Genomic DNA, 23,482 nt, shown 5'->3' on the forward strand with positions numbered 1-23,482 from the left:
ATGGCAGAAATGGGCCGGTTCAACTGGCAGGATCCGTTCGGGCTCGATGGCGAGCTGACCGATGAGGAACGGATGGTGCGCGATGCCGCACGCGATTATGCGCAGGGCGAGCTGCTCCCGCGCGTCACCTCCGCCTATCTGGAAGAGCGGTTCGACCGCGAGATCATGGCCGAGATGGGCACGCTGGGCCTGCTCGGCCCGACGATTCCGGAAACCTATGGCGGCGCGGGCCTCGGCTATGTCGCCTATGGCCTGGTTGCGCGCGAGGTGGAGCGGGTCGATTCGGGCTATCGCTCGGCGATGAGCGTGCAGAGCTCGCTCGTCATGCATCCGATCCACGCCTATGGCAGTGAGGAGCAGCGGCGGAAGTATCTGCCCAAGCTGGCGAGCGGCGAGTGGGTTGGCTGCTTCGGCCTCACCGAACCGGATGCGGGCTCCGACCCCGCCGGCATGCGCACCCGCGCCGAAAAGATCGACGGCGGCTACCGGATCACCGGCGCCAAGATGTGGATCACCAATTCGCCGATCGCCGACGTGTTCGTCGTCTGGGCAAAGAGCGACGCACATGACGGCGCGATCCGCGGCTTCGTGCTCGAACGCGGCATGAAGGGGCTCACCAGCCCGAAGATCGAGGGCAAGCTGAGCTTGCGCGCCTCGGTGACCGGCGAAATCGTGATGGACGGGGTGGAAGTGGGCGAAGATGCGCTGCTCCCCAACGTTCAGGGGCTGAAGGGCCCGTTCGGCTGCCTCAACCGCGCGCGCTACGGCATCGCCTGGGGCACGATGGGCGCGGCCGAGGCGTGCTTCCATGCCGCGCGCCAGTACACGCTCGACCGTCACCAGTTCGGCCGGCCGCTGGCGGCGACGCAGCTGGTGCAGCTCAAGCTGGCCAACATGCAGACCGAAATCGCGCTCGGCCTGCAGGCGGCGCTGCGCTGCGGGCGGATGTTCGACGCGGGTACGCTCAGCCCGGAGGCGATCAGCATCATCAAGCGCAACAATTGCGGCAAGGCGCTCGAGATCGCCCGGGTCGCGCGCGACATGCATGGCGGCAACGGCATCTCGGCCGAATTCCATGTGATCCGCCACGCGATCAATCTCGAGACGGTGAACACCTATGAGGGCACGCACGACGTGCACGGGCTGATTCTCGGCCGGGCGATCACCGGCATCGCGGCGTTCTGATGGTGCCCGATCGGCAGCCGGTGCTGGAGGGCGAACGGGTCCGCATCCGCCCGCTGGCGCCGGCTGATTGGGACGCGCTCTACGCTGTCGCCTCCGATCCGCTGATCTGGGAGGTGCATCCGCGGCCGGATCGGTGGCAGGAGCCGGTATTCCGCCAGTTCTTTGCCGAGGCGCTGGCCTGCGGCGGCGGCCTTGCGATCGAGGACAAGGCCACCGGCGCGATCATCGGCTCCGGCCGCTACGATTATCATGTGCCCGAAGAGGACGAGATCGAGATCGGCTGGACGTTCCTCGCGCGCGCCTATTGGGGCGGCACCTATAACCGCGAGGTGAAGCGGCTGATGCTCGATCATATCCACCGCTTTGTGGGTACGGTCGTCTTCCTGGTCGGCGAGAACAATGTGCGGTCGCGCGGGGCGATGGCGAAGATCGGTGGCACGCTGATCCCCGGTCGTCGCCATCGTGGTGGTGGCAAGGTCTTTTCCGACCACGTCGTCTACGCAATTCGCCGCCCGTGAAACCGCTCGCCGGCATCAAGGTCGTCGAGCTTGCCCGCATCCTCGCGGGGCCCTGGTGCGGGCAGCTGCTCGCCGATCTGGGTGCGGAGGTGGTGAAGGTCGAGCGGCCCGGGGCGGGGGACGATACCCGCCACTGGGGCCCGCCCTTCCTCCACGATGCGGAGGGCATCAACCGCGACGCCGCCTATTTTCACGCCTGCAATCGCGGCAAGACCAGTATCGGCATCGATATCGCGACGCCCGAGGGCCAGGCGGCGGCGAAGGCGCTGATTGCCGATGCTGATGTGGTGATCGAGAATTACAAGGTCGGCGGGCTGGTGAAGTACGGGCTCGATGCCGCCAGCCTGCGTGCGGCGAATCCGCGGCTGATCGTCTGCTCGATCACCGGTTTCGGCCAGACCGGGCCTTATGCGGCCCGCGCCGGCTATGACTTCATCATCCAGGGCATGGGCGGGGCGATGAGCCTTACCGGCGAGCCCGACGGCGCGCCGCAAAAGGCGGGCGTCGCCTATGCCGACATCTTCACCGGTGTCTATTCCGCGGTGGCGATCCTCGCCGCACTGCGCCGCCGCGACTTGGAGGGAACGGGCGCCCACATCGACATGGCGCTGCTCGATACGCAGGTGGCGGTGCTGGCCAACCAGGCGCTCAACTGGATGGCGAGCGGAAAGGTGCCGCACCGCATGGGCAACGGGCATGCGAATCTGGTGCCGTACCAGGCCTTTGCCTGCCGCGACGGCGAGCTGATCGTGGCGGTGGGCAATGACTCGCAGTTCGCCAGGCTCTGCGCGATCCTCGGGCTCGATCTGGCGAAGGACACGCGCTTCGCCACCAATCCGGCGCGCGTGACGAACCGTGATGCGCTGATCCCGCAGCTCGCTCGCGCGATCCTCGATTGGGCCAAGGCCGATCTGTACGAGGCGCTGGAGGCGCAGGGCGTGCCGGCGGGACCGATCAACCGCGTCGACGAGGTGTTCGCCGATCCGCAGGTGATTGCCCGCGGCATGGCGATCGTGCGCGAGGGGCTGCCGGGCCTCGCCAGCCCGATCACGATCGACGGCGAGCGTATGATTGCCGAGCATGCCAGCCCGGCCCGGCCTCAGATCGCCGGGTAGCGCAGCCGGCCGATGAAGCGGGAGAGGCTCGGCCGGTTGGTCGTGCGATTGACGAACCCGGCCTTTGCCTTCTCGAAGCGCATGATTCCGTCGATCCGGCGCGCAAGGAAGGCGCGGGTGTCGGCCCATTCCTCGCTCTCGTCCTGGACGAACACCGCGATGGTCGCCGCATAGACGCTGCCGAGCGTCATCCGCTTGGTATAATGATTATAGTCGGTGGCCGTATCGCCTGCCGCACGCCACATCGCGTCCGCGGCGCGCCAGCCGAGCTTGCTGGCGCGGGCCAGGTTCTGCGGCATGGCGAGGATCGCCAGGGCACGGCGCAGCGCGTCGCGATAGGGTGCGAGCAGCGCCAGCCGCGCCTCGACCAGGGCAGTGATTCGCGCACGGATCTTCATTCCCGCCAGCGTCTCGGGCGAAAGCTCGTCCAGCATCGCGCGGTCGATATGCGCGAACCAGGCGTCGATCATCGCCAGCGGGCCGTCCGAAAAGGCGAGTCGCGCCACGTCGCGGTCTACGCCCATGCCGTCGGCAGTGGCGTCGAGCGCGCGCTGGTTCCAGCCATCGAAGGCGGCGTTGGCGGCAAGCGACGGCGCAAGCGCCGCGCGCAGTTCGTCCAAGGTGGCGTCGGCGAGGTCCATGGATGCTGATCTAGGCGCGAAGCCGCGCCCCGGCAACCGCCTACCCCTTGGGCCGTACCGCGCCCTGCCGCACCAGCACCAGCGCCGCGGCCACCAGCGCCGCACCGAACAGATCGGCGGCGGCGAGCTTCTCGTCGAAGATGAACCAGCCGAGCGCCGCGCCGACCGCCGGCTGCACCAGCAGTGCGATGCCGATCACCAGCGGCGAGAGATGGCCGAGCGCGTAGATCATGCAGCCCTGCCCGATCAGCTGGCTGACGATGGCGAGCGCGAGCAGCGGCCACCACAGATGCGGCACGATCTGCTCGCCCATCGCCAGCGCGATCACGAGCAGCGGCGGGATGGTGGCGAGCGAGGAAAGGGCCAGTGCGGGTACTGGGCCGAGCGACACCCGCACCCGCGCCATCAGCGCGAAATAGACCGCATAGAACACGCCGGCGGCGAGGCAGAACAGATCGCCCGCTAGATGCCGCGAGGAGAGTTCGGCCGAACGCCCGAGCAGCAGCGCCCCGCCGATCGCCGCCAGCAGCAAGGCCGCACCCTGCATCTTGCTGGGCCAGGCGCGCGCGACGACGAAGCCGTAGATCGGGAAGATCAGCGACGCCGAATTGCCGAACAGCGTGGAGTTGGCGAGCGTGGTTCGGACGATGCCGATGTGCCAGCTGGCCAGATCGAGCGCGAACACGACGCCGGCGACCGCGAGGATCCACCAGCGCCCCCGACCGGCGGCGATGGGCTTCTCCCCCATGGCGGTGGCGGCGGCGAACAGGACCGGCGTGGCGATGATCAGCCGCCAGAACGCGGCGGATACCGGCCCCACATCCGCCATGCGCACGAACAGCGGGCCGGTGGCCAGCGCGGCGTTGGCGATCAGCGCCGCGACGAGCGCCGTCGCAACATGGCTTCGTGCCGGGGAAGTTTTTGTTGTCGGTGCGTTGCGGTGCATGGCGCCGTTTAGCGCCCTATCTCCGCCAAGTCACAAGCTGCATGAGGGAATTTCAATGCCCAGCCTGTTCGATCCGATTCAGATCGGCGCGATCCACGCCGCCAACCGCGTGTGGATGTCGCCGCTCACCCGCGGCCGCTCCACGCGCGGCCATGTGCCCACCCCGATCATGATCGACTATTACCGTCAGCGGGCGAGCGCCGGGCTGATCATCACCGAAGCGACCGGCATCAGCCAGCAGGGGCTCGGCTGGGCCTATGCCCCCGGCATCTGGAGCGACGAACAGGTCGAGGCGTGGAAGCCGATCACCGCAGCGGTGCACGAAGCCGGCGGCAAGATCGTGTCGCAGCTCTGGCACATGGGCCGGCTGGTCCATTCGGACTTCCTCGGCGGCGAACCCCCGGTCTCCGCCTCGGCTACAACTGCACCGGGCGAAGTGCGCACCTATCCGGCGGAGGATTCCGGCGAGATCAAGCGGCCCTACAGCCTGGCGCGGCCGCTGCGCACCGACGAGATCCCCGGCATCCTCGACGATTATGCCCGCGCCGCCGAGAACGCGATCCGCGCCGGCTTTGACGGGGTGCAGATCCATGCCGCCAATGGCTATCTGATCGACCAGTTCCTGCGCGACAACGCGAACTTCCGTGAGGACGAATATGGCGGATCGATCGAGAACCGCATCCGCCTGCTGCGCGAGGTGAGCCAGCGCGTGGTAGATACGATCGGTGCCGATCGCACCGGCGTGCGCCTGTCGCCCAATGGCGAAGTGCAGGGCGTCAACGACAGCAATCCGGTGCCGCTGTTCGAAGCCGCCGCCGCGGTGCTGGACGATATCGGCGTGGCGTTCCTCGAAATGCGCGAGCCGCGCGCCGGCGGCACCCGGGGCGAGCCCGACCAGCCGCCGGTGCATCCGGCGATGCGCAAGGTGTATCGCGGTGTGCTGGCGCTCAACTCGGACTATGATGCGGAAAGCGCGCAGGCTGCGCTCGATGCAGGCGAGGCCGATGCCATCGCGTTCGGGCGGACGTTCCTCGCCAACCCGGATCTGCCGCGCCGCCTGCGCGAGGGGCTGCCGCTCAATCCGCAGCGCGAGGAGCTGTTCTACGTCGGCGGCGCCGAGGGCTATACCGATTACCCGAGCGCCGACGAGGCGGCGCTTCAGTCGGCCTGATCGAACCCGTCAATCCAGCGGGTGCTGGCTTCGCGGAGATGCGCGCGCATCTTCGCCGGGGTCAGCACCGCCGCGATGGTGAAGGGAAACCAGGGCCAGAACAGGAAGCTGCCGGTCACCAGCAGCGCGATGAGGATTGCGCCGCCGAAGCGAAGCACCGACAGTCGCGAATGGGCGGTGTAGTTGAGCTTGATGGTGCGCGGCGCCTTGGCGTCGAACCAGCTGCGCGTGACGAAGCTGTCGGGGGTTGCGCGCGGTTGCCTGAAGCCGAACTTCCAAGCCTGCGCACCCTTGCCGCTTGCGGGAGGGGCATGCCCCGAGCGCCGTCGGCCCGTGGCAGCATCCCCTCCCGCAAGCGTGAGGGGGAATTTGGTGGGCGAAACTTCGCGCCCCGTGGCGCGATCCACCACGACCAGCCGCCGCCCCCGCTCTTCCACTCGGTAGCGGGAGGGCGGCATGTCCATGGGATCAGCCGAACTTGGCCTTGAGCGCCAGCATCGCCAGCGCCGCCTTGGCGGCCTCGCCGCCCTTGTCCTTCTGTGCGGGATCTGCGCGGACCAGCGCCTGCGCCTCGTTCTCTACCGTGAGGATGCCGTTGCCGATCGGCAGGCCGTCCATCGAGAGCGCCATCAGCCCGCGCGCGCTTTCGCCGGCGACGATCTCGAAATGATAGGTTTCGCCGCGGATCACCACGCCGATCGCGACGAACGCATCGTAGCGGCCGCTGTCTGCCGCCAGCGCCACCGCGCCCGGGATCTCCAGCGCGCCCGGTACCGTCAGCACCTCGGCCTTGTGCCCCGCCGCCTCGATCGCCGCCTTGGCGCCGGCGATCAGCATGTCGTTGAGATGCTCGTAGAAGTGCGCTTCGACGATGAGGATGTTGGCCATTATTGCTCCAGATCGATGGGACGTTCGCCGACGATCGACAGGCCGTAGCCGTCGAGCCCGATCAGCGTGTGATGGGTGTTGGTGAGCAGGATCATGTCCTGCACGCCGAGTTCGGTGAGGATGGTCGCGCCGACGCCGTAATCGCGCAGCTCGTCCATGTCCTTCGCGCCGATCGTGCCGGCCTGCGCCTGCAGCGCCAGCGTGAACTGGTCGGCCCGCGGCTTGTTGATCACGACGATCACGCCCGCGCCTTCCTCGCCGATGATCTCCATCGATCGGCGCAGCAGCCCGCCGCGCGCGCCCGCTTCGCCGAACAGGTCGCCGAACGGCGAGAGCGCGTGCATGCGCACCAGCGTGGGCGTGTCGGGGTCGATCTTGCCCTTGACCAGGGCGACCTGCTCCGAACCCGTCGCCTTGTTCCAGAAAGTGAGCGCGCGCCATTCGCCGCCCCACTGGCTGGTGAAGCGTGCCTCGGCCCGCTGCTCCACCAGGTGGTCGTGCCGGCGGCGATAGGCGATCAGGTCGCGGATCGTGCCGATCTTGAGGTTGTGGAGCTGCGCGAAGCCGACGAGATCGTCGAGCCGCGCCATCGTCCCGTCGTCCTTCATGATCTCGCAGATCACGCCGGCGGGGTTGAGTCCGGCGAGGCGGGCCACGTCCACCGCCGCCTCGGTATGGCCGGCGCGCACCAGCACGCCGCCGTCGCGTGCGACGAGCGGGAAGACATGGCCCGGGGTGACGATGTCCGCCCGGTCCTTGCCGGCGTCGATCGCGACCGAGATGGTGCGGGCGCGGTCGGCGGCGGAGATGCCGGTCGTCACGCCTTCCTTCGCCTCGATGGAGACGGTGAAGGCGGTTTCGTGCCGGGTGCCGTTGGCGCGGCTCATCAGCTCGAGCCCGAGCTGGTCGACGCGCGCCTTGGTCATCGCCAGGCAGATCAGCCCGCGGCCATATTTGGCCATGAAGTTGATCGCATCGGGCGTCGCCATCTGCGCGGGGATGACCAGATCGCCTTCATTCTCGCGATCCTCGTCATCGACCAGAATGAACATGCGGCCGTTGCGGGCCTCGTCGATCAGTTCCTCGGGCGAGGAGAGGAAGCCGTGCTTGAGCGCGGCGAGTTCAGCCTTTGGCACGCAATGCCTCCATGCGCTGAAGATAGCGCGCCAGCACGTCGATCTCCAGATTGACCGCCTGGCCTTCCGCCAGCGTGGCGAAGGTGGTGACCGCGGCGGTGTGGGGGATGATGTTGAGATGGAATTCGACGCCCTCGGCCACGTCTTCCACCGCGTTGACCGTCAACGAGACGCCGTCGACGGTGATCGAGCCCTTGGGCGCAACATAGGGGGCGATCTCCGGTCCCGCCGCGATCACCACATGGTGCGAGCCGTCGATCGCCTCGACCAGCTTCACCCGGCCGACGCCGTCGACATGGCCCGTGACGATATGCCCGCCCAGCTCGTCGCCCAGGCGAAGCGCGCGTTCGAGGTTGAGCTTGCGGCCGGCGGTCCACTGGTCCTCGGCGGTGCGCGACACGGTCTCGCCCGACACGTCGAAATCGAGCCAGTTCGGCCCCTTGTCGACCACCGTCAGGCACACGCCCGAACAGGCGACCGAGGCGCCGAGGTCGATCTCATGGGTGGGATAGCCCGTCGACACGCGCACGCGCAGGTCGCCCTGGCGCTCTACCGCGTCGATCGTGCCGACATCGCTTACGATTCCGGTGAACATCAGTTGCGCTCGTAGACCTCGAACCGATCGCTGCCAAGCAGTCGAGAGTCCAGTAGACGCCAGCGATCATGCGCCTCGGACAATGCGGCGAGGCCGAACGCCTCGACCGCGGGTTTGCCGCCACCGAGCAGGATCGGCGCGCGGTAAAGAAGGAGCCGGTCGACCATGTCGGCGCGGAGAAAGGCCGTCGCTGCCTTGGCGCCGCCTTCCACCATCAGCGTGTCGATTCCGGCGAGGTGCCGGATGTCGGCGACGTCGGCGATCCGTTCCCAACCCGGCGGGGTGGGGCCGGTGGACGAAAGCAGGATGCGGCGCGGTGCGCGATCGGCGAGGCCGGGCAGGCGGACGTCCAGTTTCGGGACGTCGGCGAGGAAGGTGCCGCGGCCGACAAGGATGCCGTCATGCCGGGCGCGCTCGAGATGGGCATGGGCGCGGGCCGCCGGGCCGGTGATCCACTTGCTCTCGCCGGTGGAGAGCGCGATTCGTCCGTCGAGTGAGGTGGCGAGCTTGAGCGTGACGAGCGGCCGCCCCTTGGCGAGGCGGGTTAGGAACCCGGCCATGCTGCGCCGGGCTTCGACCGCCATCAGGCCGGATTCGACTGCGATCCCGGCCTCTTGCAGCCGCGCAAAGCCGGTGCCGTCGGTTCGGGCATCCGGATCGCGCAGCGCGGCGACGACTCGGGCCACGCCCGCTGCAATCAGCAGATCGGCACAGGCGGGCCCGCGCGGCGAGACATGGGCGCAGGGCTCCAGCGTTACATACGCCGTGGCGCCGCGTGCGGCGTCGCCGGCCTGTGCCAGCGCCATGGCCTCGGCATGGGGGCGGCCACCGGGCTGGGTCCAGCCGCGGCCGATCACCCGCCCATCCCGGACGAGGACGCAGCCGACACTGGGGTTGGGTGCCGTTCGCCCCCGTCCGCGCTCGGCCAGGCCCAGCGCCACCGCCATCCAGTGCGCGTCGCTCAAATCCCGTGCTTCTTCAGCCAGTCGTCATATTTCTTGAAATCGGCCTGGCGCTTTTTCTGCCGCTCCAGGAACGCCGCTTCCTCTTCCTGGCGTTTGGCCTCGTCGACCTTCTGCTTGGCGCGGATCTCTTCCTCGGTGCGGGTGATCGGCCAGCTGTCCACGTAGATGATGTTCTTCTTGTACGGCACCGGAACGTGCGAATCCTTCACGAACACCACGATGATGCCGAAGGTAACCACCAGCGCGAGCATCATGAACCAGAGTTCGTGGCGTTTGCGGGTGGCCAGATAGCCGCGCAGGTCACGCAGTGCCTTGGGCGGCGAGATGTACTTGAGGAAGGTCATCGAGGGGCGAAGATAGGGACGCGGGGGCATAAGGGCCAGCCCCCGCGTCCACGCCGCTGGCATCGGAGGGCGATCAGCGGGCGTCTTCGATCCGGAACCGGACGGTCATGGTTTTCCAGCTTTCCTCGGCCACGCCGCCGCGCGTCGCCGGGCGGAAGCGCCATTTGCCGAGCGCCTGGCGCTTGGTGACCGCGAAGAAGGCATCGCTGGTCGCGCTGACCTGCTCCACGGACTTCACCCGCCCGTCGGTGCCGATCAGCACGCGCAGGGTGACAAGGCCGTCCCGCTGGGCGCGCATCTCTTGCGCCGGATATTCGGGCTGGAAGTCGTGTGCGTAGCGCGGGTCGGTGGTGGGACCGATGAGCGTGGCGACGGGCCTGGGCGGGTCGATCACCGTCGTCGGGCCGGGATCGGCGGGCTTGTCGATCACGCGCGGTGTTTCGTCGATATGTGTTGTGGTGTTGGTGTCGTTGGGGCTTGTCGTCGCCACGATCGGCTTCTGCGCCACCGGCTGCGGCGTGGTGCGGGGCTGGATCTTGTCCACGGGCTTGGGGTCGTCGATCGGCGGCGGTGGCGGCATGTCCCGCACGTTGACCGGCTCCATGATCTTGTCCGGGTTCTTGAGCACGATGATGTTCGGCGCAGCGAAGATCATCCCCGCGATAATCGCCCCATTGATGGCAAGCGCGGCCCCGAAGCTGACCGAACGCGGTGCATTGGCATGATAACGGGTATCGGCATGCATGACGTTGCACTCCTTCTCCAACACCGGTCTGAATGCCGGATGAAGGTAATGGTACAACGTTACATGACGGACGTAAAGATAGAACGGCTCAGCCTGCTCCGAGCCGTTCCAGCGCACGATCCTTGCCGATCAGCGGCAGCAATGCGGCCATGTCCGGGCCGTGATCGCGCCCCGTGAGCGCGCGGCGGAGCGGCAGGAACAGCGCCTTGCCCTTGCGCCCGCTCGCGGTTTTCAGTGCATCGGTGAGGGCGCGCCACGGGTCGGCCGACCAGTCGAGCCCTTCCGCCACGATTCGCGCCTGGACGAGGAAGTCCCGATTCTCCGCCTCGACCGGCGGCGCCGCGATCGGCCCTTCGACCACCGCCCACCAGTCCGCCGCCTCGGCAACGCTGGCGAGATTCGGCCGGATCGCCTCCCAGCCGGCGGCGTCGATGCTCGCCGGCAGGCGATCGGCAACCGCCGCATGCTCCAGCTGGTGGACGATCCGCGCGTTGAGCTGGGAAAGCTCGGCTTCGTCGAACCGCGCCGGGGCACGGCCGAAGCGGCCGAAATCAAAGCCGGCGATCAACGGGGCCGAATCGGCGAACGGCTCGACCGGATCGCTGGTGCCGAGTCGGGCGAGCAGGGCGATCAGCGCCTGCGGCTCGATGCCCGCCGCGCGGAAATGGTCGATGCCGAGCGAGCCGAGCCGCTTGGAGAGCTTGCCCTCCGCGCCGGTGAGCAGTGCCTCGTGCGCGAAGCCGGGAACCGCGCCGCCCAGGGCGTCGAACATCTGGATCTGCGTGGCGGTGTTGGAGACATGGTCCTCGCCGCGCACCACATGGGTGACGCCCATGTCGATATCGTCGATCACGCTCGGCAGCAGGTACAGCCAGGAGCCGTCGGCGCGGCGCACCACCGGATCGCTGAGCAGCTTCGCCTCGAATCGCTGGGGACCGCGCACGAGATCGTCCCAGCCGATCGCCGCGTCATGATCCAGCTTGAAGCGCCAGTGCGGGCGCACGCCGTCCGCTTCCAGCTTGGCGCGATCCGCCTCGGTGAGTGCGAGCGCCGCGCGATCATAGACCGGCGGCAGGCCACGGCCGAGCAGCACCTTGCGCTTCAGATCGAGTTCCTGCGCCGTCTCATACGCCGGATAGACCCGGCCATCGGCGACCAGCTGGGCGAATCGCGCCTCGTAGCGATCGAATCGCGCCGATTGGCGTTCCTCGGCATCCGGCGTCAGCCCCATCCAGGCGAGATCGGCGCGGATTGCCTCGACAAATGCTTCCTCCGAGCGCGCCTGGTCGGTATCGTCGATCCGAAGCAGGAAGCTGCCCCCATGACGACGCGCGAACAGCCAATTGTGGAGCGCGGTCCGCAGGTTGCCGACATGCAAGGTGCCGGTGGGGCTGGGGGCGAAACGGGTCACGACGGTCATGCGTTCGGCCTAGGCTGGCACAGCCAAAGCGGCAATGCCTCTTTGCGTCACGGAAACGTCGCACTAAAGGGCGCGGGCATCGGGACATCGCGAAGCGGCACGGGAGGCCACACACTCTATGAAACTCATGGCCGGCAATTCGAACCTGCCGCTGGCGAGCGCCATCGCCGACTATCTGGAGATTCCGCTCACCCAGGCGAACGTCCGCCGCTTTGCCGACGAGGAGATCTTCGTCGAGATCCTGGAGAATGTGCGCGGCGAGGACGTGTTCGTGCTCCAGTCGACCAGCTATCCGGCGAACGACAATCTGATGGAGCTGCTGATCATGATCGACGCGCTCCGTCGCGCGTCGGCCAAGCGGATCACGGCGGTGCTCCCCTATTTCGGCTATGCCCGCCAGGACCGGAAGCCGGGTCCGCGCACGCCGATCTCGGCCAAGCTGGTTGCCAATCTGATCACCACGGCGGGCGCCAATCGCGTCCTCTCGGTCGATCTCCACGCCGGGCAGATCCAGGGCTTTTTCGACATCCCGACGGACAATCTGTTCGCGGCACCGGTGATGTCGGCCGATATCCAGACCCGCTTCATCGACAAGCAGTGGATGGTCGTCTCCCCCGACGTGGGCGGCGTGGTCCGCGCCCGCCAGCTCGCCAAGCGGCTGGACAATGCGCCCCTCGCCATTGTCGACAAGCGCCGCGAGCGGCCGGGTGAGTCCGAGGTGATGAACATCATCGGCGAAGTGAAGGGTCGCTTCTGCATCCTGATCGACGACATCGTCGATTCTGCGGGCACGCTGTGCAACGCCGCCGCAGCGCTGAAGGCTGCCGGGGCCGAGGACGTGGTTGCCTATTGCACGCATGGCGTGCTTTCGGGCGCGGCAATGGCGCGCGTCGCCAAGTCCGAGCTGCGCGAGCTGGTGATCACCGATTCGATCGGCAACCACGAGGTGGTCGCGGCCGGCGAGAAGGTCCGCCACCTCACCATCGCCCCGCTGATCGCCGAAGCCATCCGCCGCATCGCGGATGAAAGCTCCGTCTCCAGCCTGTTCGATTAAGCCCACCAAACTTAGCCCCTCCCCTTCAGGGGAGGGGTTGGGGTGGGGCAGTGTCTCGCAGAGGCCGACAGGCGTTCTGGAATCCCTCCACCCCCAACCCCTCCTCCCAGGAGGAGGGGCTTGATACGCTTCAGCCCTTCGCCACCGCCTCCCAGATCAGCGCACCCCCCACCGCGATCATCAGCACATAAATCGCCGTGTAGAATCGCTCCGGCGATACGCGGCGCACCAGCCACACCCCCGCCAGCGTCGACACCAGCGCCAGCGGGAACAGCGCGGCGGAGGTCAGCAGGTTCGCGAGGGTGAACTGGTCGAGGGCCCAATAGGCCGGCACCTTGATCCAGTTGGTCGCGGCGAAAAACAGCGCGGTCGTGCCCACCAGCCGATCGCGGGGAAGGCCCCGCGGCAGCACCCAGAGCTGGAAGGGCGGCTGGCCGGCATGCGCGATCTGGCTGGTGAAGCCCGAGGCGATCCCGAACAGGCTGCCCACCCATTCGGGCCAGCGCGCTGTCGCCGCCGGTGTCTTCCGCCCGCTTGCCCAGAGCCGGTAGAGCCCGAACAGGATCGAGATCGCACCTACTGCCGCCAGCACCAGCACCGGCGAGACGTTCGCGGCAAACCCATAGCCGAGCGCGATGCCGGCCATCGATCCCGGCAGCATCCATGCCAGCAGCCGCCAGTCGACAGTGCGGCGGAACGCCCAGACGCTCACCACGTCCTGCAGGATCAGGATCGGCAGCGTGATCGCCGCGGCGCGCACTGGATCGATCGCCAGTGCCAGCAGCGGCAGCGACAGCGCGCCCATGCCCGCGAACCCGCCCTTGGACAGGCCGAGCAGCAGCACGGCGGGCACGGCGAGCGCATAGAAATGCCAGTCGGTGATCATCGACGACCGCTTTCGCAGGGCTGGCACGGATTGCAAAGCGCTGCGCGCGTTCTACGATTCCTGGATGGGAGAGGATCGTACCGGCCAGATCGCGGTGCTGTTCGTATCGAAGCGCACCGACGAAGACGCTGCAGGCTATGCCGAAGCGGCGACGGCGATGGACGTGCTGGCGGCGCGGCAGCCCGGCTATCGCGGCGTGGAATCGCAGCGCGGCGACGCGGGCGTGGGCATCACGATCAGTTATTGGGCCGACGATGCGAGCGCGCTGGCCTGGCGCGACCATCCCGAGCACGCCGCGATCCGCGCGCAGGGGCGGGAGCGTTGGTACGAATGGTATGAGGTGATCGTCACGCGCGTGGAGCGCGGCTATCGTTGGCGCCGGGCATGACGCGGGCGATCGACCGCGATTTCGCGCTGCTGTTCGGCGTGATGCTGATGATCGCGGCCGGCAATACCGCGCTGCAATCGATCCTCCCCGCGCTCGGCCGCTCGCTGCACGCCGCCGATAGTGCGGTTGCGGCAGTCTTTTCTGTCTCGGCGCTGCTCTGGATGCTCACCGCGCCCTTCTGGGCGGCGCGTTCGGAACGCGCTGGGCGGCGCGCGATGGTGCTGCTCGGCATTATCGGCTTCACTGCGTCGCTGGGATTGTGCGGGCTGTGCCTGGCGCTCGGCATCAACGGCGTGCTGAGCCCGTTCGCCACCTTTGCCGCCTTTGTGGTGGGGCGGATGCTGTACGGCGCCTTCGGCTCGGCCGCCCCGCCGGCGGTGCAGGCGATCGTTGCCGCGCGCACCAGCCGCGAGGACCGCACCAAGGCGCTGACCCTGCTGGCCTCGGCATTCGGCCTGGGGACGATCCTGGGACCGGCCGTCGCCCCCTATCTGGTGATGGGGCATCTCTGGCCCGGCGGACCGCTGATCGGCCTTTCCGGCCCCGCCTTCGTCGCAAGCGCAGTGGGGCTGGTGCTGTTCGCCGCCGTGCTGCGGCTGTTGCCGCGCGAATCGGGCGCGGTCGAACATGGCGCGGCGACCAGCTACCCTTCGATCGGGGGGCAGGGGACCGGCGCCAGCGTCGCGGCAGCGGTGGGCGAGCATGCCGAGCGTGTCCGCACCTTCGATCCGCGCGTCCGCCCCTGGATGATCGCCGGGCTCGTGGCGGGGCACGCCCAGGCGATGACTGGCCAGGCGATCGGCTTCCTGATCATCGATCGGCTCGCGCTTGCTCCTGCCGCGGCGCTGGAGCCGACGGGCCTGGTCCTGATGATCGGCGCCGGGGCCTCGCTGCTGGTGCAATGGGGGCTGATCCCGCTGCTCGAGCTGAAGCCGCGCGCGCTGATCCTCGCCGGGGCGGCGCTTGGGGCACTGGGATGCGTGGCGACGGCGATGGCAGGATCGCTCTACGGCATTGCGCTGGGCTATGCGACGATCGCGCTCGGCATGGGTTTCGCACGGCCTGGATTCACGGCTGGCGCGTCGCTCGCGGTGGGGCCGCATGCGCAGGGATCGGTGGCGGGGCGGGTCACCTCGATCAACGGCGCAGCGTTCGTGCTGGGGCCGTCGATCGGCGTGGCGATGTACGAATTTTGGGGATCGCTGCCCTTCCTGGTCGCGGCGGCGGCGCTGGCCGTGTTGTTCGGCTATGGCTGGATCGCGACGCGACAGCGTTTCGCGACGTTCTGAGCCCCCCGGAAAAGGGATCAAGACCGTTCGCGCGGACGATCCTCCTCAATCAGCTCGACAATCTCGAACGCGTAGCGCGCCCAGCCGCGCTGGCGGGCAGCGTCTTCCGCGGCCGCACGCTTACCCGTCGCTTCCTTCAGCGATTTGCTGTGCCCCCAGAAAACCTCGGTGCGGCCGCCGCCCAGTTCCGCGACAATGCGCCAGTAGTGGGTGAACGGTGCGGATGTCGGCCCGATCGTCTTCACATACCCGTCTGGCAGGGTCGCCGTCAGATATCGTTTCCGCTTAGCCATTGCATCCTCGCTGGCGCGCGCCGCCATGTGATTCGCATGCCGCCGGAACGGGCATCCAGCGGGCGTCGATCGGATTTTCAGGGGAGCTGGAAAACTGTTTGGATGCCCCGTGAGGATTCGAACCTCAATTGACGGAGTCAGAGTCCGTAGTCTTACCTTTAGACGACGGGGCACCGGACAGGTCGGCGCAGATAGGGGGATGTGCGGCGCGTGTCAACGCCGCAATCGCGCGCTCGCCTTGCGCTGCCATCTTTGCTCGTCTAGCCTCGCATCCAAGCACCGGCCGGGCCGTTTTGGTTCGGTGACGGAAGAAGATAAGCGAGTTGATGTGATGGGGGATGGCTCCGCCAGAATGCCCCGCGGGAGGCGCGTTTCCGCTGCCCGCCCTGTGGCGCCACCGGCTGCGAAAGGGCCGGCGCCGCGCTGGCCCGAAGCGCGCCACTATGCCGCGCTGGATCTGGGTACCAATAATTGCCGGTTGCTGATCGCCCGTCCGCAAGGCGCGGGGTTTGCCGTGATCGATGCCTTTTCGCGAATCGTGCGGCTGGGCGAGGGCCTGGCAACGACCGGTCGCCTGTCCGACGCGGCGATCGAGCGGACGCTCGCGGCGCTGCGAATCTGCGCGGACAAGCTCAAGCGCCGCAACGTGGCGCTCGCCCGCTCGGTCGCGACCCAGGCCTGCCGGCAGGCCGAGAACGGCGCCGAATTCATCGAGCGCGCCTATCGCGAGACGGGAATCGCGCTGGACATCATCACCGCTGAGGAGGAGGCGCGGCTGGCGGTGCTCGGCTGCCACGCGCTGCTCGAGCCCGGTGACGGGCCGGCGCTGGTGTTCGACATCGGCGGCGGCTCGACCGAGCTGGTGCTGGTCGATTCGCATGCGCCGATCCCGCGCATCCTCGACTGGCACAGCGCGCCCTGGGGCGTGGTGTCGCTGAGCGAGGCAACCGGGCAGAGCAAGGCGGTGGACGCCGACGCCCGCGCCGCTGCCTATGCCGACATGCGAAACCGGGTGCGGGAGAGCTTCGCGCCCTTCGTCGCGCGGCTGCGGCCGCCCAAGGGCACGCCGCGGCTGCTCGGCACCAGCGGGACGGTGACGACGCTGGCAAGCGTGCATCTCGGGCTCGCTTCCTATGATCGCTCGGCGGTCGACGGGCTGATCGTGCCGAGCGCGGCGATGCGCGAGGTGAGCGCGCGAATCGCCGCGATGAGCGTCAAGGAGCGCGCCCAGGTGCCGTGCATCGGCAACGAACGCGCCGATCTCGTCTCGGCCGGCTGCGCGATCCTGGAGACGATCCTCGACATCTGGCCCGCCGAGCGGCTAGGCATCGCCGATCGCGGCATTCGCGAAGGTATCCTGCGGCGGCTGATCGGCGGCGCGCCCTTATAAGGTTGTGAGGAAGAAGCGATGAGCAGGGGCGGTGGCCGCGGCCATGTCCGCGTGCGCACGGCGCGCGGCCGTACGGCGCAATCGACGCGCTGGCTGGAGCGCCAGCTGAACGACCCCTATGTCCGGCGCGCCAAGGCCGAGGGCTATCGCAGCCGCGCGGCGTACAAGCTTACCGAGCTGGACGAGAAGTTCGGCTTCCTCAAGGGCGCCAAGCGCGTGGTTGATCTGGGGGTTGCTCCGGGCGGCTGGACGCAGGTGGTGCGGCGCGTGCTGCCCAAGGCGGCGGTGGTCGGCATCGACCTGCTGCCGGTGGACCCGATCGAAGGCGCGACGCTGCTCCAGATGGACTTCATGGACGATGCCGCGCCCGATCGGCTGATCGAGGAACTGGGCGGCGCGCCGGACCTGATCCTGTCGGACATGGCCGCCAACACGGTCGGCCATCCGCAGACCGATGCGCTGCGCACGATGGCGCTGGTGGAAACCGCGTTCGACTTCGCGCTCAAGACGCTGGCACCGGGCGGCGATTTCGTCGCCAAGGTGTTCGCCGGCGGTGCCGATTCGGCGCTGATCGCCGAGATGAAGCGCGCCTTCACCACGGTGAAGCATGCCAAGCCGCCGGCGAGCCGCAAGGGATCGGTGGAATGGTATGTGGTGGCACAGGGCTTCAAGGGGCGCAGCGCCGCCGGCGAAGCGGAAGGGGAATAGGGCCCGGCTTCGGTCGGGGAGAGCCTGCCGCATGACCCAGACGCCGCAGCGCCCATCCTATGTGGAGGCGATCGCGCGCAGCGGCGTGCTGGGGCGGCTCGCTGCCTTCGATCCCCACGTCGCCGGTACGCCGCCGCTCGGGCTCGACCTGCCTGCCAGCGACATCGACATCCTCTGCCATGCGCCCGATCCGCTGCGATTTGCCGAGGCGGTGTGGCACGCCTTTGCCGACCAGCCGGATTTCGCGATCTGGCAGTGGCAGGGCAGCGATCGACCGATGGTTGCGCGGTTCCGCTGCGTGGGCTGGATCTTCGAACTGTTCGGCCAGGCACGGCCCGTCGCCGAACAACTTGGCTGGCGCCACTTCCGTATTGAACAGCGCCTGCTGGCGTTGGGCGGCCCGGCCTTTGCGGAGGCCATCATGGCGCTGCGCCGCGCCGGTGCGAAAACCGAACCGGCTTTCGCCCAACTGCTGGGGCTGGACGGCGATCCCTATGCCGCATTGCTTTTGCTGGAGCCGCTGGACGATGCTGGCCTCGCGGCACGGCTTAACCGGGCCACTCGCTAGGCAAACAAAAAGGGCCGGCGTTTCCGCCAGCCCCTTGTTGCTTCGGTACGAACGCGAAGGCGATCAGCCCTCGTAGTCGCCGCCCAGATTCTGGTTGCGGGGCGGCGCCGCCGCGGTGAGGCGAAGCGCCTCGGCCTGGGCCTGGATCGAGCCGACCTCGTCCGGCGCATCCTCGTCGTCGACGCGGACGCGCTGCAGGCTCGACACGACTGCTTCCTGCAGGTGATCGGGACGCACGGTCTCTTCGGCGATCTCGCGCAGGGCGACGACCGGGTTCTTGTCGCGATCGCGATCCAGCGTCAGGTCGGCACCACCGGAGATCTGCCGCGCGCGCTGCGCAGCGAACAGCACCAGGTCGAACCGGTTCGGAATCTTGTCGACGCAATCTTCGACAGTGACGCGCGCCATCCTGTTCTTCCTTAGATGTCAGGGCCGGGAAAGACCGGCCAGTTAGGGGCCGAGCCCGCAAATGTCAAGAAAAGCCGCCGCGCCGGCCCGAGGGAGCGCTGCGCGGCTTCGATCGTTACGCTGGTTCACCCACCGGAGGCTCCCGCTCGATGGCACCCTATGCCGATCCCGAACCGCTTGCCGATGCGCTGGCCGCGGGGCATGCCCCGGCGATGCTGCCGCTCGCCCAGCCCAGCTTCACCGTCGACGGCAACCGGCTGACGCTGCTGCCGGAGGGGCCGGAGCGCATGCGCGCGCTGCTCGCGCTGATCGCCGGTGCCGAGCGCACGCTGCGGGTGCTTTACTATATCTATCTCGACGACGCGGCCGGCGCCGCGGTCCGTCAGGCGCTGATCGACGCCGCCGCGCGCGGCGTGCGGGTCCATCTGATCGTCGACGGGCTCGGCAGCGAGCATGCCGAGAGCAATGATTTCTTCGATCCGCTCCACGCCGCCGGGGTCGAGGTCTGCCGATTCGTGCCGCGCTGGGGCCGGCGCTACCTCTTGCGCAATCACCAGAAGCTGGCGCTGGCCGACGAGGCGCGGGTGATCGTCGGCGGGTTCAACATCGAGGAGGATTATTTCGGGACCGTCGCCGAGCAGGCGTGGCGCGACATGGGGTTGCTGGTGGAAGGGCCTGCGGCCAGGCGGCTGACCGGCTATTTCGACGCGCTCGCCGTATGGGCCAAGCGCCCGCGTGCCACGCTGCGGTCGCTGGGGCGGACGCTGAAGGCATGGAGCGAGCCCGAGGGGCAGACCCGCTGGCTGCTCGGCGGGCCGATGCGGCGCCTGTCGCCCTGGGCGCGGGTGGTGAAGCACGACATGGAGCGGGCAAACACGCTGGACCTGATCGCGGCCTATTTCGCGCCGAGCCCGGCGATGCTGCGGCGGCTGGACAAGGCGGGGCGGCGCGGGCGGGTGCGGCTGGTCCTGCCGTCGAAGCTCGATCATACCGCCGCGATCTGGGCCGCGCGGTTCACCTATGCCGGGCTGCTGCGCAAACAGGTGCAGATCTACGAATATCAGCCGACCAAGCTGCACACCAAGCTCTATGTGATCGACGACGTCGTCCATATCGGCTCGGCCAATTTCGACATCCGCAGCATGTTCCTCAACCTCGAGCTGATGCTGCGCGTGCAGGATCCGGCATTTGCCGCGCATGTCCGCAGCTATGTCGACGGGGAGATCGCCCAGTCGGAGCGGATCACGCCCGAACTGTACAAGGCGCGGACGGGCTGGTGGACGCGAGTGCGGCAGTTCGGGGCGTATTTCGTGATGGCGGTGCTCGATTATAACGTCACGCGCGGGCTCAACTTCGGCGACAAGGGCCCGGTCGAGCACTGATCTTGCGGTCAGGACGTCCCGGTTTCCAGCGGCTCCACGTCGACTGAGACGTGCATGGCCTGCGCGCCCGAGCCGAGCACAATGCCGTCGATCGGGGCGATATCGGCATAGTCTCGGCCGACCGCCATGACGATGTGGTCCTCGGCCATCCAGATGCCGTTGGTCGGGTCGACGCCCACCCAGCCGAGGTCTGGTCCGCCCCACAGCAGCACCCAGGCATGGGTGGCGTCCGCGCCGACCAGGCGCGGCTGGCCCGGCGGCGGCAGCGTGCGCAGATAGCCGGAGACATAGGCGGCGGGCAGTCCGGCGGCGCGTAGCCCAGAAAGCATGATCTGCGCGAAATCCTGGCAGACGCCGCCCCGTTTCGCGAACGCTTCGTGCGGTGGCGTGTCGACCAGCGTCGCGGTGGGATCGAAGGCGAAGTCGCGCTGGATGCGCTGCGCCAGCGCGATCCCGGCTTCGAGGATCCCGCGACCGGGATGCAGTTCCTCGGCGCACCAATCGGCGATGTCGCGATCGAGCGGGATCAGCGGCGAGGGGAAAAGATAGGCGGCGGGCCCGGCGGGCGTGGGATCGCGGCTGTCACGCGCCCAGGCGGCGATCTGCGCGATCGTGGGATCGCTGACAGCAGGAATCGGGATCTGGCGATCCACGCGCACCTGTGCGCTGCTATCGATCGTCAGGCTGCTGGCCTCATGCTCCACCACCAGTCGCACGACATTGGCGAGCCCGGCCTCGGCACGGGCAGGATAGGTGCGGCCGCCAGGCTGGATGCTCAGCGCATATTCCTCGATCATCTGGCCGGACCAGAGGATCGGCTTCAGCCGCAAATTGCACCGCGCGAACGCCACCGGCTGGGCATAGTCGAATCGCGTCACATGGCGGATGCGGTAGAGCATCATGCGAGGACCAGCCCCGCCGCGCGCAACGGCTCGGCGCCGTGGAGGAAGTAGCGGCGGGCGACTGCGTCCGACAGGCTCCACAGCCGGGCCTGGAGATCGGCAAGCCAGGCATCGTCGATCGCGGTTGCGCGCGCGGTGACCAGCGTCGCGGCGATACCCCGCGCCTGTTCCTGCTGCGACTCGGCAAGGCCGTCATCCGAAAGGACGGGCAGCGCATTCAGATGCGCCGAGATCGCCGCCGCCTGGAAGGCGAGCCCGCGCGGGTTGCCGGGATCGAGCGCCAGCAGGTCGAGCACCGGGACGCGGCCGATTCCGGTCAGGTAGCGCTGGCGATAGCTGATCTGGCTGTCGGCAAGGTCGAGCAGCGTGGAGAGATCGTCGGCGGTTGCCTGAGGGCCGCCGAGCGGGCGCAGGAATCCGATCGTCGCCAGCGCCCGCTCGATGCGGCGGCCGAGATCGTGGAAGCGCCAGGCGTCGGTACGGCCCATATGCTCGCCGGCCTGCCCTGCCAGCGCCGAATAGCGTCGTTGCAGCGATCCGGCGCGATCGAGCAGCACGCCGCGCTCGGGGAAAGGCGCATCAAGCAGACGGATCATGTCGGCCGAAAGGCGGTCGCGCGAAACGGCGCCGATCGAGCGGGCCTGGGCGTTGATCGCGCGGACGCTGGTCCAGCCCTCGCCCGCCTCCAGCGCGGTGCGGGCAAGCTGGGTTAGGTCCTGCCGCTTCAGGCCCCGCGGCGCCGGGGCGGCGCCCGCCGCAACCACCAGCTGGGCAAGCCGGTCCACCGTATCGGCCGCCAGCGCCGCGCCGGTATCTGCGCTGATCGAATGGCCGAGCAGCACGCGCAGCACCGACAGCAGCGCTTCGCCGCGCTCGAGATAGCGGCCGAGCCAGAACATGTTGTCCGCCACCCGACTGGGCAGCGTGCCGGGATTGCGACGCAGCTGGGTCGAATCGCCTGAGGGGAGGAGCGAGACCGGCGCCACCGGATCGGGTCCGTGGATGCAGACGTCGGCCGACCAGCTGCCTTCGCCCATCACCGCTGCTCGCGCATCGGCATGCTCGCCGATCCGCGCGAAGCCGCCGGGCAGCACCGTCCAGCGGCCGGCGGCATCGCGCGCGGCGAAGACGCGAAGGGTGAAGGGTCGCGGCGCCAGGCGATCGTCTGCCACGAAAGGCATGGTCGAAAGGCAGACGACTTCCTGCCCGACATAATCCTGCGGCCGGCGGGTAAGGTCATCCAGCAACGCCGCCCGCGCCGCGGCATCGAGGTGCGCGCCGAGCACCGCCTTGCCCTCCGGCAGCCCGAGCGGCGGGGTGCAAAAGGCCGGCGCAATGACCATCTGATCGAGATTCGCCGCGACATGGGCTGCCTCTGCGGGCTGGCCGCACCACCAGGTGGCGATGTTCGGCAGGCGCAGCGGCTCGCCGAGCAGGACCTCGCTGAGGCGCGGCAGGAAGGCGGCGAAGGCGGGTGCCTCGAGCAGCCCGGCGCCTGGCGCATTGGCGATCACGACATTGCCGGCAACGGTCGCGTCGATCAGCCCGGCCACGCCGATCGACGAATGCGAATCGAGTGCCAGCGGATCAAGATAGCGCGGATCGAAGCGATGCCACAGCGCATCCACCCGCTTCAGCCCGGCGATGGTGCGGACATAGACGCGATCGTCGAGCACCGCGAGATCGGCGCCTTCGACCATCAGGAAGCCAAGATAGCGCGCGAGATGCGCCTGCTCGGCATAGCTGGCGGTGAACCGGCCGGGGGTGAGCAGCGCCATGCGCGGCTCGGCGCGGCGGCAGGCGGCGGCGATGCCGTCGCGGAAGGCGGCGAAGAAAGGCGCGTGGCGCTCGATATTGAGCCGGCCCTGCAGCCCGCCCAGCGTCCGCGCCATCGCCAGCCGGTTCTCCAGCGCATAGCCGGCACCGGCAGGGGCGCGAAGATGGTCCGCCAGCACGCGCCAATGACCATCCGGGCTGCGGCACACATCGAAGGCGACGAAATGGAGATGGTGTTCGCCCGGCGGCGTCAGGTGCGTGAGCGGGCGCAGGAAGAAAGGGCTGCCGGTGAGCAGCGCGGCGGGGAGGTAGCCGTCGGTGATCAGCCGGGTAGGGCCGTAGCAATCCTGGAGCAGCCGCTCCATCAACTCGGCGCGCTGGGCGATGCCCGCCTCGATCGCGCGCCACTCGGTCTCGTCGATCAGCAGCGGGACGGGGGAGAGCGGCCACGGGCGCTCGTCGCCTTCGTCGCCGATGCGATAGCCGGTGCCGATGTCCTCGGCATGGCGGTGCGCACGCTCTCGGGCGATGGTCAGTCCGTCGCCCGAAAGCCCTGCAAGTTCCTCGAACAGCGCGCTCCACGGCGCGCCGACGTCCGCGCACAGCACGTCCCCGGCGGGTGCATGGGCACAATAATCGGCGATCCAACGATCGGCGATCGTGCCCGCATCGAACAATCCCGCCTCGGCAAGGCTGGCCACAGCTGCTTCCCTTTCTCGGCCGAGGTGATGGGCGAAACCATGGTGCCATGCAACACGGGAGATGTGCG

General features: G+C 68.4%; 26 protein-coding genes and 1 tRNA gene. 11 read left to right on the forward strand and 16 right to left on the reverse strand.

Annotation, left to right across the window (positions count from 1 at the left end; translation table 11 throughout):
• From V7E00_RS16080 to V7E00_RS16090, 3 genes are read left to right on the forward strand one after another with little or no spacing between them, the layout of a single operon-like run.
• On the forward strand, window positions 1-1,185 hold the full coding sequence (locus V7E00_RS16080) for an acyl-CoA dehydrogenase (protein WP_333573614.1): 1,185 nt from the start codon (window positions 1-3) through the stop codon (window positions 1,183-1,185).
• Complete coding sequence (locus tag V7E00_RS16085) at window positions 1,185-1,703, forward strand: GNAT family N-acetyltransferase (RefSeq protein ID WP_333573615.1); 519 nt, start codon at window positions 1,185-1,187, stop codon at window positions 1,701-1,703. Before V7E00_RS16080 ends, V7E00_RS16085 begins: the two co-directional genes overlap by 1 nt.
• Window positions 1,700-2,818, forward strand: coding sequence for a CaiB/BaiF CoA transferase family protein (locus V7E00_RS16090; protein ID WP_333573616.1), 1,119 nt, complete (start codon window positions 1,700-1,702; stop codon window positions 2,816-2,818). The genes V7E00_RS16085 and V7E00_RS16090 overlap by 4 nt, the downstream gene beginning before the upstream one ends.
• Here the strand turns inward: V7E00_RS16090 and V7E00_RS16095 are convergent.
• Both V7E00_RS16095 and V7E00_RS16100 read right to left on the reverse strand, forming a co-directional pair.
• Window positions 2,803-3,459, reverse strand: a complete 657-nt coding sequence (locus V7E00_RS16095; protein WP_333573617.1) for a COQ9 family protein — start codon at window positions 3,457-3,459, stop codon at window positions 2,803-2,805. The genes V7E00_RS16090 and V7E00_RS16095 overlap by 16 nt on opposite strands.
• Before the next feature lie 40 nt (window positions 3,460-3,499).
• Window positions 3,500-4,405 (reverse strand): DMT family transporter, encoded by a 906-nt coding sequence (locus V7E00_RS16100; protein ID WP_333573618.1) that lies wholly within the window; start codon window positions 4,403-4,405, stop codon window positions 3,500-3,502.
• Between the two features lie 55 nt (window positions 4,406-4,460).
• Between V7E00_RS16100 and V7E00_RS16105 the strand changes: the two genes are divergently transcribed.
• Window positions 4,461-5,576 carry an alkene reductase gene (locus V7E00_RS16105; protein ID WP_333573619.1) on the forward strand — a complete coding sequence of 372 codons (1,116 nt, stop codon included), beginning with the start codon at window positions 4,461-4,463 and terminating at the stop codon, window positions 5,574-5,576.
• Here the strand turns inward: V7E00_RS16105 and V7E00_RS16110 are convergent.
• The 8 genes from V7E00_RS16110 to gltX all read right to left on the reverse strand — a co-directional run bounded on the left by V7E00_RS16110 (window position 5,564) and on the right by gltX (window position 11,669).
• Window positions 5,564-6,034 (reverse strand): hypothetical protein, encoded by a 471-nt coding sequence (locus tag V7E00_RS16110; RefSeq protein WP_333573620.1) that lies wholly within the window; start codon window positions 6,032-6,034, stop codon window positions 5,564-5,566. The two genes, V7E00_RS16105 and V7E00_RS16110, sit on opposite strands and share 13 nt — an antisense overlap.
• 10 nt (window positions 6,035-6,044) lie before the next feature.
• Window positions 6,045-6,464: a 6,7-dimethyl-8-ribityllumazine synthase gene (ribH, locus tag V7E00_RS16115; RefSeq protein ID WP_333573621.1), complete on the reverse strand. Its 420-nt coding sequence runs from the start codon at window positions 6,462-6,464 to the stop codon at window positions 6,045-6,047.
• Window positions 6,464-7,600 carry a 3,4-dihydroxy-2-butanone-4-phosphate synthase gene (gene ribB / locus V7E00_RS16120; RefSeq protein WP_333573622.1) on the reverse strand — a complete coding sequence of 379 codons (1,137 nt, stop codon included), beginning with the start codon at window positions 7,598-7,600 and terminating at the stop codon, window positions 6,464-6,466. Before ribB ends, ribH begins: the two co-directional genes overlap by 1 nt.
• Window positions 7,587-8,195, reverse strand: coding sequence for a riboflavin synthase (locus tag V7E00_RS16125; protein ID WP_333573623.1), 609 nt, complete (start codon window positions 8,193-8,195; stop codon window positions 7,587-7,589). The genes ribB and V7E00_RS16125 overlap by 14 nt, the downstream gene beginning before the upstream one ends.
• Entirely contained in the window at window positions 8,195-9,142 is a 948-nt protein-coding gene (gene ribD, locus V7E00_RS16130; RefSeq protein WP_333573888.1) for a bifunctional diaminohydroxyphosphoribosylaminopyrimidine deaminase/5-amino-6-(5-phosphoribosylamino)uracil reductase RibD, read from the reverse strand. The genes V7E00_RS16125 and ribD overlap by 1 nt, the downstream gene beginning before the upstream one ends.
• A gap of 14 nt (window positions 9,143-9,156) precedes the next feature.
• The gene (locus tag V7E00_RS16135; RefSeq protein ID WP_333573624.1) at window positions 9,157-9,504 is read right to left on the reverse strand and encodes a hypothetical protein; all 348 of its coding nucleotides are present in this window, start codon (window positions 9,502-9,504) and stop codon (window positions 9,157-9,159) included.
• 73 nt (window positions 9,505-9,577) lie between these two features.
• On the reverse strand, window positions 9,578-10,249 hold the full coding sequence (locus V7E00_RS16140; protein ID WP_333573625.1) for an energy transducer TonB: 672 nt from the start codon (window positions 10,247-10,249) through the stop codon (window positions 9,578-9,580).
• Window positions 10,250-10,337: 88 nt separating this feature from the next.
• On the reverse strand, window positions 10,338-11,669 hold the full coding sequence (gene gltX, locus V7E00_RS16145) for a glutamate--tRNA ligase (protein WP_333573626.1): 1,332 nt from the start codon (window positions 11,667-11,669) through the stop codon (window positions 10,338-10,340).
• Between the two features lie 118 nt (window positions 11,670-11,787).
• Between gltX and V7E00_RS16150 the strand changes: the two genes are divergently transcribed.
• Window positions 11,788-12,723: a ribose-phosphate pyrophosphokinase gene (locus tag V7E00_RS16150; RefSeq protein WP_010542779.1), complete on the forward strand. Its 936-nt coding sequence runs from the start codon at window positions 11,788-11,790 to the stop codon at window positions 12,721-12,723.
• Between the two features lie 130 nt (window positions 12,724-12,853).
• On the opposite strand, the gene V7E00_RS16155 is transcribed toward V7E00_RS16150, so the two are convergent.
• The gene (locus V7E00_RS16155) at window positions 12,854-13,609 is read right to left on the reverse strand and encodes a sulfite exporter TauE/SafE family protein (protein ID WP_333573627.1); all 756 of its coding nucleotides are present in this window, start codon (window positions 13,607-13,609) and stop codon (window positions 12,854-12,856) included.
• Window positions 13,610-13,673: 64 nt separating this feature from the next.
• On the opposite strand from V7E00_RS16155, the gene V7E00_RS16160 reads away from it, so the two are divergent.
• A complete protein-coding gene (locus tag V7E00_RS16160; RefSeq protein ID WP_333573628.1) occupies window positions 13,674-13,997 on the forward strand; it encodes an antibiotic biosynthesis monooxygenase family protein in 324 nt (107 codons plus the stop codon).
• Entirely contained in the window at window positions 13,994-15,286 is a 1,293-nt protein-coding gene (locus tag V7E00_RS16165) for an MFS transporter (RefSeq protein ID WP_333573629.1), read from the forward strand. The genes V7E00_RS16160 and V7E00_RS16165 overlap by 4 nt, the downstream gene beginning before the upstream one ends.
• A gap of 17 nt (window positions 15,287-15,303) precedes the next feature.
• Here the strand turns inward: V7E00_RS16165 and V7E00_RS16170 are convergent, their stop codons facing one another.
• Together V7E00_RS16170 and V7E00_RS16175 are read right to left on the reverse strand one after the other, a co-directional pair.
• A complete protein-coding gene (locus V7E00_RS16170) occupies window positions 15,304-15,579 on the reverse strand; it encodes a hypothetical protein (protein WP_333573889.1) in 276 nt (91 codons plus the stop codon).
• Between the two features lie 99 nt (window positions 15,580-15,678).
• Window positions 15,679-15,752 (reverse strand) — tRNA-Gln (locus tag V7E00_RS16175).
• A 179-nt stretch (window positions 15,753-15,931) separates the two neighbouring features.
• Here V7E00_RS16175 and V7E00_RS16180 point away from each other — a divergent pair.
• The 3 genes from V7E00_RS16180 to V7E00_RS16190 are packed head-to-tail and all read left to right on the forward strand — an operon-like array spanning window position 15,932 to window position 18,245.
• Window positions 15,932-16,969 (forward strand): Ppx/GppA phosphatase family protein, encoded by a 1,038-nt coding sequence (locus V7E00_RS16180; protein WP_333573630.1) that lies wholly within the window; start codon window positions 15,932-15,934, stop codon window positions 16,967-16,969.
• 18 nt (window positions 16,970-16,987) lie between these two features.
• Window positions 16,988-17,677, forward strand: a complete 690-nt coding sequence (locus V7E00_RS16185; protein WP_333573631.1) for an RlmE family RNA methyltransferase — start codon at window positions 16,988-16,990, stop codon at window positions 17,675-17,677.
• Between the two features lie 31 nt (window positions 17,678-17,708).
• A complete protein-coding gene (locus tag V7E00_RS16190) occupies window positions 17,709-18,245 on the forward strand; it encodes a DUF4269 domain-containing protein (RefSeq protein ID WP_333573632.1) in 537 nt (178 codons plus the stop codon).
• A 63-nt stretch (window positions 18,246-18,308) separates the two neighbouring features.
• On the opposite strand, the gene rpoZ is transcribed toward V7E00_RS16190, so the two are convergent.
• Window positions 18,309-18,653, reverse strand: a complete 345-nt coding sequence (gene rpoZ / locus V7E00_RS16195; RefSeq protein WP_294257031.1) for a DNA-directed RNA polymerase subunit omega — start codon at window positions 18,651-18,653, stop codon at window positions 18,309-18,311.
• Between the two features lie 149 nt (window positions 18,654-18,802).
• Here rpoZ and V7E00_RS16200 point away from each other — a divergent pair, with 149 nt between their 5' ends.
• A complete protein-coding gene (locus V7E00_RS16200; RefSeq protein WP_333573633.1) occupies window positions 18,803-20,035 on the forward strand; it encodes a phospholipase D-like domain-containing protein in 1,233 nt (410 codons plus the stop codon).
• A gap of 8 nt (window positions 20,036-20,043) precedes the next feature.
• Here V7E00_RS16200 and V7E00_RS16205 read toward each other — a convergent pair whose 3' ends face one another.
• Window positions 20,044-20,934 carry a transglutaminase family protein gene (locus tag V7E00_RS16205; RefSeq protein ID WP_333573890.1) on the reverse strand — a complete coding sequence of 297 codons (891 nt, stop codon included), beginning with the start codon at window positions 20,932-20,934 and terminating at the stop codon, window positions 20,044-20,046.
• Window positions 20,934-23,414: a circularly permuted type 2 ATP-grasp protein gene (locus V7E00_RS16210; RefSeq protein ID WP_333573634.1), complete on the reverse strand. Its 2,481-nt coding sequence runs from the start codon at window positions 23,412-23,414 to the stop codon at window positions 20,934-20,936. Before V7E00_RS16210 ends, V7E00_RS16205 begins: the two co-directional genes overlap by 1 nt.
• Window positions 23,415-23,482: the final 68 nt, after the last annotated feature.

Source organism: Sphingomonas sp. (assembly GCF_036731925.1).
GTDB lineage: Bacteria > Pseudomonadota > Alphaproteobacteria > Sphingomonadales > Sphingomonadaceae > Sphingomonas.

Excerpts from the sequence above, each read along its gene's own strand:
- V7E00_RS16080 (WP_333573614.1), top strand. The coding sequence starts at position 1 with ATGGCAGAAATGGGCCGGTTCAACTGGCAGGATCCGTTCGGGCTCGAT.
- V7E00_RS16085 (WP_333573615.1), top strand. The coding sequence starts at position 1,185 with ATGGTGCCCGATCGGCAGCCGGTGCTGGAGGGCGAACGGGTCCGCATC.
- V7E00_RS16095 (WP_333573617.1), bottom strand. The coding sequence starts at position 3,459 with ATGGACCTCGCCGACGCCACCTTGGACGAACTGCGCGCGGCGCTTGCG.
- V7E00_RS16100 (WP_333573618.1), bottom strand. The coding sequence starts at position 4,405 with ATGCACCGCAACGCACCGACAACAAAAACTTCCCCGGCACGAAGCCAT.
- V7E00_RS16105 (WP_333573619.1), top strand. The coding sequence starts at position 4,461 with ATGCCCAGCCTGTTCGATCCGATTCAGATCGGCGCGATCCACGCCGCC.
- V7E00_RS16110 (WP_333573620.1), bottom strand. The coding sequence starts at position 6,034 with ATGCCGCCCTCCCGCTACCGAGTGGAAGAGCGGGGGCGGCGGCTGGTC.
- ribH (WP_333573621.1), bottom strand. The coding sequence starts at position 6,464 with ATGGCCAACATCCTCATCGTCGAAGCGCACTTCTACGAGCATCTCAAC.
- V7E00_RS16125 (WP_333573623.1), bottom strand. The coding sequence starts at position 8,195 with ATGTTCACCGGAATCGTAAGCGATGTCGGCACGATCGACGCGGTAGAG.
- ribD (WP_333573888.1), bottom strand. The coding sequence starts at position 9,142 with ATGGCGGTGGCGCTGGGCCTGGCCGAGCGCGGACGGGGGCGAACGGCA.
- V7E00_RS16135 (WP_333573624.1), bottom strand. The coding sequence starts at position 9,504 with ATGACCTTCCTCAAGTACATCTCGCCGCCCAAGGCACTGCGTGACCTG.
- V7E00_RS16140 (WP_333573625.1), bottom strand. The coding sequence starts at position 10,249 with ATGCATGCCGATACCCGTTATCATGCCAATGCACCGCGTTCGGTCAGC.
- gltX (WP_333573626.1), bottom strand. The coding sequence starts at position 11,669 with ATGACCGTCGTGACCCGTTTCGCCCCCAGCCCCACCGGCACCTTGCAT.
- V7E00_RS16150 (WP_010542779.1), top strand. The coding sequence starts at position 11,788 with ATGAAACTCATGGCCGGCAATTCGAACCTGCCGCTGGCGAGCGCCATC.
- V7E00_RS16155 (WP_333573627.1), bottom strand. The coding sequence starts at position 13,609 with ATGATCACCGACTGGCATTTCTATGCGCTCGCCGTGCCCGCCGTGCTG.
- V7E00_RS16160 (WP_333573628.1), top strand. The coding sequence starts at position 13,674 with ATGGGAGAGGATCGTACCGGCCAGATCGCGGTGCTGTTCGTATCGAAG.
- V7E00_RS16165 (WP_333573629.1), top strand. The coding sequence starts at position 13,994 with ATGACGCGGGCGATCGACCGCGATTTCGCGCTGCTGTTCGGCGTGATG.
- V7E00_RS16170 (WP_333573889.1), bottom strand. The coding sequence starts at position 15,579 with ATGGCTAAGCGGAAACGATATCTGACGGCGACCCTGCCAGACGGGTAT.
- V7E00_RS16180 (WP_333573630.1), top strand. The coding sequence starts at position 15,932 with ATGCCCCGCGGGAGGCGCGTTTCCGCTGCCCGCCCTGTGGCGCCACCG.
- V7E00_RS16185 (WP_333573631.1), top strand. The coding sequence starts at position 16,988 with ATGAGCAGGGGCGGTGGCCGCGGCCATGTCCGCGTGCGCACGGCGCGC.
- V7E00_RS16190 (WP_333573632.1), top strand. The coding sequence starts at position 17,709 with ATGACCCAGACGCCGCAGCGCCCATCCTATGTGGAGGCGATCGCGCGC.
- rpoZ (WP_294257031.1), bottom strand. The coding sequence starts at position 18,653 with ATGGCGCGCGTCACTGTCGAAGATTGCGTCGACAAGATTCCGAACCGG.
- V7E00_RS16200 (WP_333573633.1), top strand. The coding sequence starts at position 18,803 with ATGGCACCCTATGCCGATCCCGAACCGCTTGCCGATGCGCTGGCCGCG.
- V7E00_RS16205 (WP_333573890.1), bottom strand. The coding sequence starts at position 20,934 with ATGCTCTACCGCATCCGCCATGTGACGCGATTCGACTATGCCCAGCCG.